11 protein-coding genes are annotated in these 14,345 nt (G+C 63.1%); 5 read left to right on the forward strand and 6 right to left on the reverse strand.

Annotated elements, in window-relative coordinates:
- The first annotated feature begins 8 nt into the window (after positions 1 to 8).
- The 5 genes from ACI3KS_RS13925 (at position 9) to ACI3KS_RS13945 (ending at position 4,600) form a co-directional block, all read left to right on the forward strand.
- Entirely contained in the window at positions 9 to 1,175 is a 1,167-nt protein-coding gene (locus ACI3KS_RS13925; protein WP_404919139.1) for a sensor histidine kinase, read from the forward strand.
- Entirely contained in the window at positions 1,172 to 1,837 is a 666-nt protein-coding gene (locus ACI3KS_RS13930) for a response regulator (protein ID WP_404919140.1), read from the forward strand. The genes ACI3KS_RS13925 and ACI3KS_RS13930 overlap by 4 nt, the downstream gene beginning before the upstream one ends.
- Positions 1,838 to 1,917: 80 nt before the next feature.
- Positions 1,918 to 3,597: an MDR family MFS transporter gene (locus tag ACI3KS_RS13935; RefSeq protein ID WP_404919141.1), complete on the forward strand. Its 1,680-nt coding sequence runs from the start codon at positions 1,918 to 1,920 to the stop codon at positions 3,595 to 3,597.
- Positions 3,598 to 3,655: 58 nt separating this feature from the next.
- Positions 3,656 to 3,958: a DUF3817 domain-containing protein gene (locus ACI3KS_RS13940; protein WP_404919142.1), complete on the forward strand. Its 303-nt coding sequence runs from the start codon at positions 3,656 to 3,658 to the stop codon at positions 3,956 to 3,958.
- Between the two features lie 351 nt (positions 3,959 to 4,309).
- A complete protein-coding gene (locus ACI3KS_RS13945) occupies positions 4,310 to 4,600 on the forward strand; it encodes a hypothetical protein (RefSeq protein WP_404919143.1) in 291 nt (96 codons plus the stop codon).
- Here ACI3KS_RS13945 and ACI3KS_RS13950 read toward each other — a convergent pair.
- The 6 genes from ACI3KS_RS13950 to ACI3KS_RS13975 form a co-directional block, all read right to left on the reverse strand.
- Positions 4,597 to 5,789 (reverse strand): IS3 family transposase gene (locus ACI3KS_RS13950; protein WP_404919144.1). Its coding sequence is split into 2 segments (ribosomal slippage): positions 4,597 to 5,502 and positions 5,505 to 5,789, totalling 1,191 coding nucleotides; the frame shifts between segments, so codons are not numbered across the junction. The genes ACI3KS_RS13945 and ACI3KS_RS13950 overlap by 4 nt on opposite strands.
- A 56-nt stretch (positions 5,790 to 5,845) precedes the next feature.
- Complete coding sequence (locus ACI3KS_RS13955) at positions 5,846 to 6,298, reverse strand: IS3 family transposase (RefSeq protein ID WP_404919145.1); 453 nt, start codon at positions 6,296 to 6,298, stop codon at positions 5,846 to 5,848.
- Positions 6,295 to 6,594, reverse strand: a complete 300-nt coding sequence (locus tag ACI3KS_RS13960) for a transposase (protein WP_404919146.1) — start codon at positions 6,592 to 6,594, stop codon at positions 6,295 to 6,297. The genes ACI3KS_RS13955 and ACI3KS_RS13960 overlap by 4 nt, the downstream gene beginning before the upstream one ends.
- 120 nt (positions 6,595 to 6,714) lie before the next feature.
- Complete coding sequence (locus ACI3KS_RS13965; RefSeq protein ID WP_404919147.1) at positions 6,715 to 10,536, reverse strand: hypothetical protein; 3,822 nt, start codon at positions 10,534 to 10,536, stop codon at positions 6,715 to 6,717.
- A 153-nt stretch (positions 10,537 to 10,689) separates the two neighbouring features.
- Complete coding sequence (locus ACI3KS_RS13970; RefSeq protein WP_404919148.1) at positions 10,690 to 13,077, reverse strand: S8 family peptidase; 2,388 nt, start codon at positions 13,075 to 13,077, stop codon at positions 10,690 to 10,692.
- The gene (locus tag ACI3KS_RS13975; protein ID WP_219084461.1) at positions 13,055 to 14,212 is read right to left on the reverse strand and encodes an ATP-binding protein; all 1,158 of its coding nucleotides are present in this window, start codon (positions 14,210 to 14,212) and stop codon (positions 13,055 to 13,057) included. The genes ACI3KS_RS13970 and ACI3KS_RS13975 overlap by 23 nt, the downstream gene beginning before the upstream one ends.
- Positions 14,213 to 14,345 lie beyond the last annotated feature (133 nt).

The raw sequence follows: 14,345 nt of genomic DNA on the forward strand, positions 1-14,345 counted from the left end.
GCGACGCAGTGGCGTCGCCGCACCCGGTGATCACGGCGTGGGCGGGGGATCTTCTCGCGGCGTTCCTGATCATCGCGGTTGCCTTCGCGCCGTTCCCAGGGGAGGAGCTCCGACCCTCGGGGTGGCCTCAGGTTCTGCTGGTGATCGCCCCGGCGGTTGTCCTGCCGTTCCGGCGCCGCCACCCGCTGGGTGTGCTCATCGTCTGCCTGCTCCTGTACGGGATGGCCTCAGCGTGGGTTGGGTTGTTGTCTCCGGGGTCCGGGCTGGCTGTGGCGATCGCGATGTTCGGCGTCGCGCACCGTTCCACTCGCCCCCGGCGCACCACGATCCTCATCGGTGGTGCCGCGGTGGTTGCGGTGTTCTTGCTGAGCATCCCGGTCGCGGTGGGCAACGTGTTCGATCCGCGGGTCTTCCAGTTCGTATTGGCGGTCGCGTTCGCCGCAGCCGCAGGCGATGGGGCCAGGTCACGACGGGCATATGTCTCGGCGATCACCGAGCGTGCCGAACGGGCAGAGCAGACCCGGGAGGCTGAAGCACGACGCCGGGTCACCGAGGAGCGGCTCCGGCTGGCTCGCGATCTGCACGATGCTGTCGCGCATCAGATCGCGGTGATCAGCCTCAATGCCGGAGTCGCATCCTCCGTGCTCTCAGAAAACCCTGACCGGGCGGCGGACGCGCTGAGCACGATCCGTGGTGCTGCGCGCACGGTGCTGGCTGAAATCGGCAACCTGCTCGCCATGCTTCGCACCGACGAACCCGACGACGAGGTCGCGGCTCCGCAGTACGGGCTCGACCAGCTTCCCGACCTTCTCGCCCAGTTCCGCGCCACCGGTCTCGACGTGCACACCCGTGTCGAGGGGGACCCGGCGCGTGTCACGGGGGCGGTGGGTTTGGTTGCGTACCGCGTGATCCAGGAAGCGCTGACCAATGCGCACAAGCACGGCAGCGAGCACCGCGCGCATCTGCTGCTGGAAATCGATGCCGACACGCTGCGCATGGTGGTCACTAACCCTGCCAATGGGCTGGATAGCGACGAGGAGGTCGGCACGGGAATGGGGCTGATCGGGCTTCGGGAGCGAGTGACATCCGTAAAGGGCATCGTGGACGCGGGACACGCCCCGGGCGGCTGGAAGATCACTGCAACGCTGCCCCTGACAAAGGAGACCCTTCCATGATCACCGTGCTCATCGCCGACGATCAGGTCTTGATCCGCCAGGCCGTCACCGACATCTTGACCGGCCGAGACGGAATCGCCGTCGTCGGGCATGCTGTCGACGGTGCCGATGCGGTCGCCAAGGCCACACAGTTGCGCCCCGATGTGATCGTGATGGACATTCGCATGCCGACCCTCGACGGAATCGCCGCGACCTCCCGTATCTGCGCGAATCCGGCCCTTTCCGAGACCCGGGTGCTCATACTGACAACATTCGAGGAGGACGAATATCTCGTCGCCGCGCTCCGGGCGGGTGCGAGCGGATTCATCGGGAAAGGATCAGAGCCCGAGGAGATAGTCCGTGCCGTGCAGGCAGTGCACGCAGGAGACGCGCTCCTGTCCCCGGCCGCCACCCGGACGCTGATCACGCGGTACGTCAACATCCCGTCTGAGCCCACCGCGGAAGCGATCCCGGAGTTGGCGGAACTGACCGACCGGGAGCGGGAGGTGCTGCTTCTGGTCGCCCGGGGGCGGTCCAATCAGGACATCGCCGAGGAACTGTTCATCTCCCCGCACACCGCCAAGACACACGTGAACCGGGTCATGACGAAACTGCACGCACACGACCGTGCCCAGCTCGTGATCGCTGCCTACGAATCCGGCCTGCTCGCCCCGGGGAGCTGACCGGAAATACCGCGTCCGCGGTACACCGAATGACGCACTGGGGGGATGTGGCACCGACCCCGTGACGAGAGCATAGATGTGTGACACCTTCGACTGCCCCGGAACCTGCCCGCGACGAGACCGCTCCCGGCGACCCGACGAACAAACGTCGAATCCTGCTCGTGTTCGCAGGGCTCCTCGTGGCGATGCTGCTGTCATCGCTAGACCAGACCATCTTCTCCACCGCGCTGCCCACGATCGTCGGGGAACTGCACGGGGTGAACCACATGCTGTGGGTCACCACGGCATACCTGGTCGCCGCGACGATCATGATGCCGATCTACGGAAAGCTCGGAGACCTGATCGGCCGCAAAGGCCTGTTCATCGGCGCGTTGGCGGTGTTCCTCATCGGCTCCGTCATCGGCGGTCTCGCGCAAGACATGACCTGGCTGATCATCAGCCGCGCCGTGCAAGGCATCGGCGGCGGCGGACTGATGATCCTCTCGCAGGCGATCATCGCCGACGTCGTCCCCGTCCGCGAACGCTCCAAATACATGGGCATCATGGGCGCGGTGTTCGGCGTCTCCAGCGTCGCCGGACCTCTGCTCGGCGGCTGGTTCACCGAGAGCATAGGCTGGCGCTGGGCGTTCTGGATCAACATTCCCCTCGGCCTGATCGCGATCGCCCTGGCGGTGGCTTTCCTGAAACTCCCCAAGCACGACACCAGGTTCCGCTTCGACGTATGGGGCACAATCACCATGGCGATCGCAGTCACCTCCATCATCCTCGTGGCTTCCTGGGGCGGCACCGAATACGAGTGGAACTCGCCGACAATCATGTGGCTCATCGCGATCGCCATCGTCGCGAGCGCCGCGTTCGTCTTCGCGGAGTACAAAACGGTCGAACCGCTCATCCCGCTGGCATTTTTCAAGAACCGCAACTTCGTACTGGCGACCACGGCGGGTCTGGTCATCGGCGTGGCCATGTTCGGGGCGATCGCCTACCTTCCCACATACCTCCAAATCGTGACCGGAGTCAACGCCACCGTCTCCGGCCTGCTGATGCTCCCCATGATCCTTGGGCTGATGAGCACCGCGATCACAACAGGCCAGTTGGCCGCGAAGACCGGCCGGTACAAGTGGATGCCGATCGCAAGCATGATCGTCATCGGGACGGGCTTGTGGTTGCTGTCCACGCTCACCGTCACCACCCCGCTGTGGGTGCTGCTGTGCTACCTGTTTGTCGTTGGAGCCGGAATCGGCCTGTCGATGCAGATACTCATCCTCGTCGTTCAGAACTCCTTCCCCGACAGTCAAGTCGGCACCGCAACTGCGTCCAACAACTTCTTCCGCGAAATCGGAGCATCGCTCGGCGGCGCCGTCGTCGGTGCCCTGTTCACCTCCCGTCTTACCGGCCTGCTGGCCGAACGCATGCCGGCAGGTGGTGAGTCAGGAGATATCAACTCCTTCACCCCGGCTACCATCAACAGCCTCCCCGACGCGCTCCACGACATCATCGTCGGCGCCTACAACGACGCCCTCACGCCAGTATTCGCGATGCTCATCCCCTTGGTCGCCGCGGGCCTCGTCCTCGCAATCTTCATCAAAGAAATGCCGCTGCGCTCAAGCCTCGACGAGCACAAAGAAAAGCACCCGGTGCGCGAGGCAGTCACCGGCGGGTTGGAAGCGCCCGGCCTTGTCGGCGTCGACACCGGCACCGTCCGCACGCAGCCGACACCCCCGACCCGCAGAGGGCGGGTTTCCAACGATGACCGCTCCTGACGAACAGCGACGACCAGGCACCCACTGAGTAGGGCGGGTATTCGCGATCATCGCATTCGTGGAAGCGGGAACGTGGGCGGGGCTGCTGATCGGGATGTATCTGAAGTACATCACCCAGACCGCCAAAGTCGGAGTCCAGATCTTCGGCGAGCTACACGGGTACGCGTTCCTCGCCTATGTTGCCATCACGATCGTCGCAGCAATCCGGCTGCGGTGGCCCTGGTACGCACTGGTCGTCGCCCTTCTCGCCGCGATCCCGCCGATGATGACCATTCCACTGAGATCTGGCTACGCCGCACCCGCCGCCTCGAGCAAAAGAAGCAGCACCGCCACAACACGCAGAATGGCCCTGCCCAGCTGATCCCAGCGATGGGCGACAGTAGTCGAGGTCGAACCCCGCCGCCGGCGGCGAATTTGCGTCCAGAGGATCCGCTATCCGGGTCGCCTGCTGATGGTTCGGCTATAGAGCCTGCTCGCTCAGAGTTGATCCCGCTGCCCGTCGTCGACCTCGCGGCGACGACTTCGCAGAGGCGGAGTCCCCCGGTGATGAGTTCCTGCGCGATGGGGATGAGTTCCTCGGGGTTGCGCTGCTCATAGGCAATGCGTTCGGCTGCAGATCGACCGACGCCGGAGAAGAGGAGACTTCGAACAATCGCTCACCCCTCTCGCCAGCCCAGACATCATCGGCTTCTCCACCGGCGCGCTCCTCGTCATGACGCTGATCGACGGCGGATACCTCGCGGTCGAGGACGGAGCAATCGTGGGAGGCATCGTGACAGCCGCAGCTGTCTACTTGCTCGCGTGGCGGCGCAGCGGCATGCAGGGATTCCGGCTGCTCATCGTCCGGGTCGCCATGGGCAGCACCACTCGGCTCTTTCAACAGGTGGTTGCTACTGATGGCCAACCTCGACATCGCACTCAACGCAGCGGTCTGGGGCGCGGGAACACTGAACGGCATCACCGCCACGGGTCTGCTGTAGGAACAGGTGACAGTTTCGGTTAGGCCGCGAGGGCCAGGTTCTTGGTCATGATGGTCTCGAACTCGATGGGTGTCAAACGGCCGAGTCGGGGCTGTCGGCGTCGTCGGTGGTAGGTGCGTTCGATCCAGGTCACGATCGCGATGCGCAGCTCGTCACGGGTAGCCCAGGTGCGGCGGTTGAGGATGTTTTTCTGCAGCAGGCTGAAGAACGATTCCATCGCGGCGTTGTCGCCGCAGGATGCGACTCGGCCCATCGATCCGACCATCTGGTGGCGGGTCAACGCGCGTCGGAATTTCCGGCTTCGGAACTGGGATCCGCGGTCTGAGTGCACCACGCATCCCGCGACATCACCACGCATCGCGACCGCGTTGGTCAGCGCGGTGACGGCCAGAGAAGACGTCATCCGGTCGTTGATTGAGTAGCCCACGATCCGGCCGGAGAACACGTCCTTGATCGCGCAGAGGTAGAGCTTGCCCTGACCGGTGTGATGCTCCGTGATGTCCGTCAACCACAACTCGTTCGGCTTGTCTGCAGCGAACCTGTGCCGGGTCCTGCCCGTCTCATCGACCACGACGCAGAGGTCGTCGTGAACGGCCGGGCCGGGTTTACGACCGTTCGTGCCGCGCTTCTTCCCGAACACGGACCACCAACGATTCATCGACGCGATCCGCCACGCTGTCCGATCCGACATCGGCTCGCCCGCGTCGCGGGCCTCGTCAGCGAGGAGCCGGTGCCCGAACTCGGGGTCGTCCAGGTGGGCGTCGAACAGCGCGTTCGCCCGATAGGCCTCACCGAGTTCCCGATCGGTGACCGGGTTCGCAAGCCACCGGTAATACGGCTGGCGAGAGAGCTTCAACACCCGACACGTCACCGTGACGGGGATCCCATCAGCGGCGAGCTCTGTCACGAGCGGGTAGGTCATTTTCCCGGCAGGTGCGCCTGCGCGAAGTACGCTGCGGCGCGGCGCAGCACCTCGTTCTCCTGCTCCAGCAACCGCACTCGCTTGCGCAGCTCGCGGGCTTCATCGGACTCGGCCTTGGTCACTCCGGGCTTCGCGCCCGTCTCGACAGCAGCCTGTCGCATCCAGTTCTGCAGGCACGTCTCACTGATTCCGAAATCCGCTGCGATCTGCCGCAACGGGACCCCGGGCTCCCGGTTCATGGCGACGCGCACGACGTCGTCACGGAACTCACGCGGGTAGGGCTTAGGCATGGTGCTCATCCTTCCAGCAGCGCCTCACGGCACCACAGCTCAGATGTCACCTGTTCCTACAGCAGACCCTCGACGACGGCCGCGCAGTAGACCTTCCCGGTCTTTGTCGGATGTTCCGTGATGTCGGTGACCCAAAGCTTGTCTGGTCCGTCCGCGACGAACTTTCGCCGCACGAGATCTTCATGCGGGGCCGGCAGCAGTCGGGTCTTCCCGCGTTTGCGGCGGTGGCTAATCCCCGCGATCCCGGCCCGTCGCATCAGCCGGGCAACGCGCTTCTTCCCGCACCGGATCTGCAACCCGAGGCGCAGCTCCGCATGCACGCGACGCGCGCCATAGCTGGTCCTGGAGTCCTGATGGATGCGGACGATCGTGCCAGTCAGCTCCGCATCGACTCGACACCTCTCCGAGATCGGGCGGCTCTTCCAGGCGTAATAGCCCGATCTCGAGACCCGCAGCACCTGGCACGCCAAAGCCGCTTCGATCCCGGTGGCGACGAGACGGTCGATCACCGGGAAGACCCTTTTGGGCCGACCACCTCCCGTGCGAAATACGCCGATGCTTGCCGTAGGATCTCGATCTCCGCCGCCTGAACCCTGTTCTCGCGCCGCAACCGGACCAGCTCGGCGCGTTCGTCCGAGGTCACGCCCTCCTGGACGCCCTCGTCAACATCGGCGATCTTCATCCACCTCCGCAGACACGACTCGCTGATCCCGAGGTCCGCCGCGAGCTGCGCGATCGGCTTCTCCTTCGCACGAGCGAGCGCCACGGCCCTCCGACGAAACTCCACTGGGTGAGCTGCAGGCATGATGACTCCTTCACGAACGACTCTCGCCGCTCAGATCAGGTGTCCACAAGACCGGGTTCAGCTCCCTGCGCGTCACGTTTTGCAGGGTTTGCAGGCTGTTGGTCACTTGATTGGTCCACTTCACGTCAGGTCTGTCGCATCCTGCGCGATGGCCTCGCCGCCTTTACCAAGTCCGGCAAGGAACTGGGACGTCGTGAGCACCTCGTATGGGCGCGAGACCCAGTAGCCTGCTGGCGTCAGATGGCGAGTAACGAAGCGTGTTTGAAGCACGTGGGCGCCGTGGTCCGGCAAGGGCTCCAGGCCGAGCTTCTTCGCTATGTCTTCAACGTAGGGCTTCAACTCTGCCTCCTTGCGCGCGAGCTGAGTGGCGTAGCAAGGCTTGACCTTGCCCTTGTTCTCCGAGTCGCTGTAGAAGGTCCGCAGCTGGCGCGCTGTCTCCGCAAAGCCATAAACCGATGCTGGGTCTTTCGCCTCGATCAGCCAGATGTTCGGATCGCCGCTACGCCCGCAAACGAGGTCTACTTCTGTCGTCAGGTTCGGGACGCCCAGACGAGCGTGGTCGCCAGGCTTCACGCGCGCGATGGTCTTGAACCCGACTTCTTGAAGCTGCCGCTCAAGTGTTCGCTCGAACGCCTTGTTCCTCCCTGATCGTCTTTCAGCAAGGGCCTTGGACACCTTGTCAGGTACCTCGCCTGTCCAGGGAAGAACGCCCTGTGTCAGCTGATTGTTGTAGACGCTCAGGGTTGTCAGGAGATACTGCGGAGCGATCAGGATGGTGCCATCCGGACGTCTTACGAGCGGTTGAACAAGTAGACGATGCCTGCGGGTCCGTGTTTGCCAAGGCTCCCAGCTGCTGGATCGAAGGATGTCTGAGGTCACTGTGAGCAATTGAAATGCGTGCCGGAGACGCAACCGCTGTTCTTCATCGGGATCACCGGCTGCTTCAAAGACCCAGCCGAGAGCCTCGTCCTCTGAGGCAAATGTGATGCTTCTGCCGTCGTTGAAAGAATCCCACTGAGCGAGCGCCATCAAGACTATGAAGAGATCGGAAGTGGACGCGCCGAAGGATTCCAGCATCGCTGGGTCAACGGCGTCCTCAAGTCCTCCTGCGCTTGCCTCGTCGTCATCGAGTACCGGGCCGAGGCGGATAATGGCTGCCGCCGTGTTGAGAGATCCCCCTTCCAGCACCCATGAATCATCAGTCACGTGGTCATCGTCTTTGAATGTGAGCTCGTATGCAGCACTGATCTCGATGATCGCTGGAGCAACCCGGTGATGCAGCCGCTCGCTCAACGTCGTCATTGTCCGGTATGCATCTGCGGCAGCTAGGAGCGCACTCCAGCTCTGAGCCGTAACAGGCTGTTGCCCATCAACATCCGGGTCCAGTCTCAATGCGGCTTCGACGATGATCTCGTTGCACTGCCGTAGTTCGAGCGTTTCGCTGGCGAGCTCGGCCATGCGCGCCACTGGATCCCACTCCGTGCTCAGATTCTGGGCGACGCGGGTCAGGTTTCCTTGTTCTTCCTGGAGGTGGTCATAGACACGATTGAGTTGCTCCATCCCCGTGGCGACGATCACATCGGTGTTGTGCAATGCGATTCGACCGTTGAGCTGTTCCAGAGCTGCGGGCGCGAGATGGGTTCTGACTAGCGTATTGGCTTCGATCCCACGGTACTCGCCGGGTTGTATGCCCATCCCGTGCAAGCGACGGGCGAAGGATGCAGTTGCTGCTGACTCGTCAGATGGGCTCAGCTGCCAGGGTCTCGGCAGATGGTTGAGTTTGGTTCGTGCGGTCTTCGTCTCGAGTATCAGGAATGGTCGGCAGGCGAGCCATTCGCGTCCGGTCTCTTGTGCAACGCTCTCACCGACGCCGCCGTACACCAGAAGCTGTTCGAGGGCGTTGGCTGTGAGCGCATTGGCTGCGAAGGGTTTGCCGTCCGCCTCCTGCACGAACTCCTCCAGGTCAAAACTCCAGAGCGCCACGCGCGGAGCACCTTCCGTTCGAGTCCGCGAAGACGAGAACTCGACCACTTCATCGCCTCGTTCAGCCGTCCGAAGCCAGAGCCGGTACCCGGGAGTTCCGAGATCCTCGTGGGCATGTCGCCATGACTCACCGATCGCGTCGAAGGCGAAGATGAGGCCTCCACAGACGTCAAACAGGAACCGATGCTCCTGGTCGTCGGTCCAGTCCGGATCGGATCTGACGATTGCGATCGGAGGCGTGATGAGAGGCAGGGACCATCCGATGCGATTGGGGGCATGGTGGGTTCCCCGTCGATAGTCGTATTCGCTCTCGGGGCTAAGAAACGACACGGACGCGACGTTGCCGGATGAGATTTCGGCCATCTCCGCGTGCCGCAGCGGCGGTAGCCCTGTTCCGTGAAGCGCCACTTCTAAGCGCGAGAGAGCGACCGCGCGCTCCCACTCGGCCTCTCCTGCGTGCGCCTCGAAGTACATATGTGTTGGGCTGATCCCGCCTTTGAAGAAGGTCTTGTCGTTCGTCCTCCATGGTTCCCAGTAGTTGATTGCTTCCCAGCCGAAGCTGGATGGGAAGTCTGGTGAGCTCAAGTCACGGACGAATCGATACAGGTCGTCGTCAGCTGTTGCTGTCTCCGCAATCCAGGTGAGGTCTTCCAGTGCGAGCGTTGCTTGGCCAGGAGCCTGAGGTGCCATCAGATGAGATGTGCCTGCGACGATGACAAGCGGAACGACGCTTGCGCCGGAGAGCAACTTGATGGTGCCGCCACCAGCGATCTGTGCCGAGATCGGGCCGTCGGACGGGTCATGATCCCGGACGCGGTCTGCCAGCGTTACACACGCTGGCGACGACGGCCCTGTTCTAGGAAGGTCTTCTGTGAAGAGGATCGATACCGCGATGAAGTTTGGCCCGTCGACCGGAACGAGCCACTGGATTTCGTTTCCTGTCAGTGGGGGCGTCTCATCAGGTGCTTTGGGCGGTGCCTCAATCAAGGTATTCGAGAAACGCCAGAGTGCGCCGCGGATCGCATCGATGCAGGAAGCCCGGAGCGCTCGCCTGGCGTGGTTGTCACGTTCAAGGCCATCGACAAGTTCCGTGACCGCGTGAGCAAGCACTTCGGGGACATAGGTCGGTGGTAACCATCGATAATGCGGGTCAGGGGTTGAGAGTCGATAACGCAGAGTCCGCCCGAAAGGGCTCGTCGGACTCTCGTGGTCATACTTTGCCGAGATCGCCGGCGAGGTCATCCATTCAAGCGCGAGCAGATCCGCTTGGTCGAGTTGGAGCGGCTCAAGCGGGTCAGCGGAAACGAGCCTGCCGGCGGCGTCCAGCTCGTTGACTGGAAGGTCGATCTTGTCGCCGAGTTCGATGTCCGGAGCCGGCTGCCACTCCGGCAACAGAGTATTCAGGCAGTGGTCCACGTACGTGAGCGCTACTCGAACAACGTTGGCGATCCCAAACTTGTGCCGCCGCACAAGTCGATCATCGACCGCGTCGGCAAGTCGCAGAGCCCGGGAAAGGTCGGCTATCGGCCTCTCGACCAAGCCGGGCACGTAACGCAGCAGTTCGTCACCGACTCGGACAGTAGCGACATTGGTGGGGTCGGTCGAGATGTAGTCCTCGTGCATGACACCGATGCCCTTAGACTCAGCCGCCGCGTCAACTAACTCCTGTACACCGAGGAGAGGCTCTCGCGGACTCTCGTTGGTAATGGAGCTCGCGCGGAGGCTGGCGGCGAGCGCTACGCCTAGCGACGTGGCGCGGTGCCGGGCGGCCGGGGATGAGGCCGCCGCAAACAGTGTGGTCCACAGCGGGTCAGCGTCGAACCGACCATAGGTTTGCGCAAGTTCGTCAAGTTCGGGCGCCACGGCCTTGGTATGAGTGCGCTTCGGCTTTCTCGCCTTACTCCGGCCCATGCCAGCCCCCAAGCCCACGTCGACGACACGGCCCCATGTGTCGTTCACGGTGCTGCGTCCGTACCAGGCGCCCGAACGCCGAGCTATCGCGTCCTGCTCCGCCCATCTTTGATACCTCGGGCGCGTGTTCGATGGAGCTGTCGGCGGATGCGCCGTCGGGCGCTGTCCCAGTCGTGGAAGAAGTCCGCATGCGTCCCGGCCTCAGTACCAGTGGGGCGCCGAGGCGCCTCGTGTTCGCAGCCTCGTCCTCGCACGCTGTACCGGGCGAAGAGCTCCAAATCGTGTACGGATCGTGTCGTAGACGTCGGTTGTTCCCGATTCGTCAACGACCGACACGAGTAGGGCGAACGGAATCTTGGTGGGTGAATTGTCGAGGGCTCCGCTTCTTCGCGCGACGTACGACAGCTCGAGTCTGGGCAGCTCGACCTCGGTGGGCTTCAAAGCCACTCGGTAGTGGCGAACGGTTTCCCATTTCCCGCTGTCACGCAACTGAGCCTCCGATGCGCCTCGTTTTGCTACGCCCAACGTCTTAGTGACAGGTTCTTGGCTCGGCGTCCAGCCCTGGGCGAGAAGCGCGCGTGCCGTGTCGCCGCCAATATCCAGAGTTTGCTTTTTGTCCGGTAGCCCCTTGGGCGGGGTGAACGTATGGATTCTGTGGTGCGGTCGTAGAACGAGTTCCAGGGAAGCGCTGGTGTACTCGGTCGGCTGGGTCGGGTCGACAGGGGATGCATAGGCGAGCGTGATCTGGAGCTGCACATCGGTAGTGGCGGGGTCGGCGACCGGCACTTGATATCCGAGGAGGTCGCCACGCTCGATCTGATCGACATACAGGACGTGCGCCTCGTTGGGCGCGCAGTCCAGAAGTTCTTCGAAGCTGAGCGGCTGGCGCCCGTAGCCCACTTCATCGCGGAGCTTCACGTGGTTTCTCGGGCGTTCTGCGAAGTGCGTCGCGAACGCCCGAAGGACACTGCTGTTGACTCGTGGGAGCCGGGTGACGAGGTCGGCGAGGGCATGTGTTGTCACTGGCGCCGCGAAGCTCGTGCCCGCAGCTTCGAGGAAACCACCGTCCGCACGGACGACGTTGAACATCCTTTTGTCACTACCACCGAACTGAACACCCAAGGGCTGGACCCGCGCTCCGTGCCGTCCCGGTCCCATCGACGAGTACGGCGCCCTTGCCCACGGCTTCTCCGGAGCAGGAGCGTCGCACGCACCAACGGCAACTCCGTTCGCCATGTCGGCCGGCACCTGAACTCGGTGGAGACCGGCTATCTGATCCTGATCACCGTCGTTGCCGGCCGCGACGACGAAAAGCACGTCCTCTTCCCACGCCAGTTGGTCGAGTTCGCTTGTCCAACGGTTCGGCTCCATGTCGTCCTCGACGGCGAGAGTGGGGCCGAGGCTGAGATTAACGAGGCGATGCCCCTTGGTCTCGACTGCTTCTTTGATGCGATCGAGAACCCAATAGCCTTCGAGGTCTCCTGGGATGTTCGGGGCCGGGAGCACTCGGTAGCTCTCGACGGGAAGTGGCGGCGTTGGCGCTTGCTGTCCGGGCGCGACGAGGCCGTAGAGAACTGCCCCAGTGACGCCGGTGCCATGATCGAGTTCGCTCTGATCCGGCGCCTCCGGAGTGAGATCGTGCGTCGGGATAGCGAACAGGGAGCCGCTTCTGCGGGCAGTGTCCACGCCGCCATCGAATACCGCGACGGAAACGGTGGTGAGCACAGGTTGGTTTGTCGGCGGTGCCGTGAGCCGCTGCACGCTGCGAGTGCCGAAGCGTGGCCGGGGTCGGATCGCTGGCATCGGACGTAGCACGCGCAATGGATTGAAGCGAGCAAGAGCTGCCACTCGTTCGCTTTCGAGGCTGACCGGGGTGAAGGTCAGCCCGCCGACTCGCCGAACGTAGTCCCGGTGTACCTCTCCACCCTCGTTCGCGATGAGTGAGAACCAGCGTTCGAGCGTCTCGTCATCGAGTGATATCTGCTCACCGAGCCTCGACGTGCGAGGGTGAAGGACTGCTTCCCAAACTCGTCTTTCGGAGGACTCAACGTCGCTCTCTGATGCGTCCGGTGTCCGCAAGACATCGGACTCGCGCGGCAGTGCTATCTCGCTGAGCTCCCGAATCTGAGCGAAGGCTTGATCCTCTGTACGGTTTCGGCCGCCGTCCGTGATCAGCCGCCGAAGCTCACTCAGCCCGCTGTCTGAAACGGTGAAGATGAGTCGTCGGGTCTGCGCTTCGACGCTTTTCGCCTTGGTGACGTACTGGCCGACGTCCGCCCGCGATCCAACCGGGGATGCACCAACATGGGCCAGGAGCTCAGTCGGAAAATACGACGCCGCGAGATAGTTCGGGAGGAGCTTTGCCTCGACGTAGACACGATCGCTTGCACGCAGTGCCTGCGGCAGAGTCGCAACCGCTTCGGTCGCGGCGAGTACCTGTGGCGCAAGAATGGTCTGCGCCTGTTCGACGGTTTGTGGTTCGTGCTTTTCACCGCCACCGGAGCGCGGTGCCTGAACGTCAAGTTTCAGTGCTTCCCCGTTGACGAGAAGCGGTCGCGATACAGCTTCATTGCTTCGCACGTCCGCCACGCTGGACTCCTTCTGCTCGTTTGATACCGGCGGCGACGGTCGGATGGCTCACGCCCACAAACGCAGCGATCTGCCTGTTCGACATCTCCAACTTGTCGCGCATGGTCAAGAAGAGCCTGTCACGGTGGGGCCCGGCGTCCCCGATGTGACGCGCCAGCTGGCTGAGGAGTTCATCGGTCACCGCGGAACCATTGAGGATCGAGCGTCTGTGCGCAAGCGACCAGAACCGTGTCAGGTCGGAGCTGGTTGTGCCGGATGTGAGTTCACTCGCGAGAACAAGAGCGTCGATGTCGACCCCCTCGAAGCCCATGGCGAGGTTGTCCAAGATGGCACGTCGCTCCTCGTCACCTGGAAGTGACAAGACCAAGGAACGGTCGAAGCGTCGTTCAACTGCTGTGTCGAGGAGTTGGGGGTGGTTGGTCGCCGCGATCAACAGGCTAGTGTCGGGCCAGCGGTCGAGCTCGACCAGGATCACATTGACGATGCGCTTGAGCTCACCGATGTCCGAGTCGTCGTCCCGTCGCTTGGCGATGGCGTCAAACTCATCCAAGAGCAGCACGCAAGGACCACTCTTCGCGTAGTCGAGAACGGACTTGATGTTCCGTCCGGAGGTCCCAAGGTAGCTGGAGACAACTGACGACAGATCGAGGGAGAGCAGTGGTAGTTGGAGCGACCGCGCCAACCAGCGGGCTGTCATGGTCTTGCCCACACCGGGAGGTCCGCTCAACAGGAGCGTGCGAGTGAGACCTGCGCCTGCGCGTCTCAGCTCGTCTGCGCGGCGACGCTCCAGCAACATCTCGTTGAGCTCAGCCATCACGTCGTCGCTGAGGACGAGTCCCTCACCGTCTGGCAGGAGATCGATGTCCACCAATGGCTGCGCACTGTCGCCTTCGGTCGGGACCGCACCCGAGACGTAGCGCAACTCGGTCGTATCAGAGCCAGCCGCGATGGCCTGATGCACGGCGTCACGGAACGACTCGATATCCTGGACGCCGGTAGGTACCGACCGCATCAGTCGTGAGGCGAGCTGCCGTACGCCGGCACCATGACCACGTGTCCCGACGCGGACGAGGTCAACCACAGCGCGCTCAAGCCCATCGGAAGCGTGGTAACTCTTGTTCGCTGCTGCCGCCATGCTTACCATCCTATCGAAGCTTTCCCCACCCGTAAGGCAGGTGCGCCCGGTAAGACTATGACATGAGCCTCCGACACTTACCGGTCGGAAGCCCTCCCTCTGCCACGCCACAGCGGGCTGGGAGGCCGTGGCT

Source organism: Microbacterium sp. ZW T5_45 (genome assembly GCF_044987415.1).
Classification (GTDB): Bacteria; Actinomycetota; Actinomycetes; order Actinomycetales; family Microbacteriaceae; genus Microbacterium.

Excerpts from the sequence above, each read along its gene's own strand:
- ACI3KS_RS13930 (WP_404919140.1), top strand. The coding sequence starts at position 1,172 with ATGATCACCGTGCTCATCGCCGACGATCAGGTCTTGATCCGCCAGGCC.
- ACI3KS_RS13945 (WP_404919143.1), top strand. The coding sequence starts at position 4,310 with ATGACGCTGATCGACGGCGGATACCTCGCGGTCGAGGACGGAGCAATC.
- ACI3KS_RS13960 (WP_404919146.1), bottom strand. The coding sequence starts at position 6,594 with ATGCCTGCAGCTCACCCAGTGGAGTTTCGTCGGAGGGCCGTGGCGCTC.
- ACI3KS_RS13975 (WP_219084461.1), bottom strand. The coding sequence starts at position 14,212 with ATGGCGGCAGCAGCGAACAAGAGTTACCACGCTTCCGATGGGCTTGAG.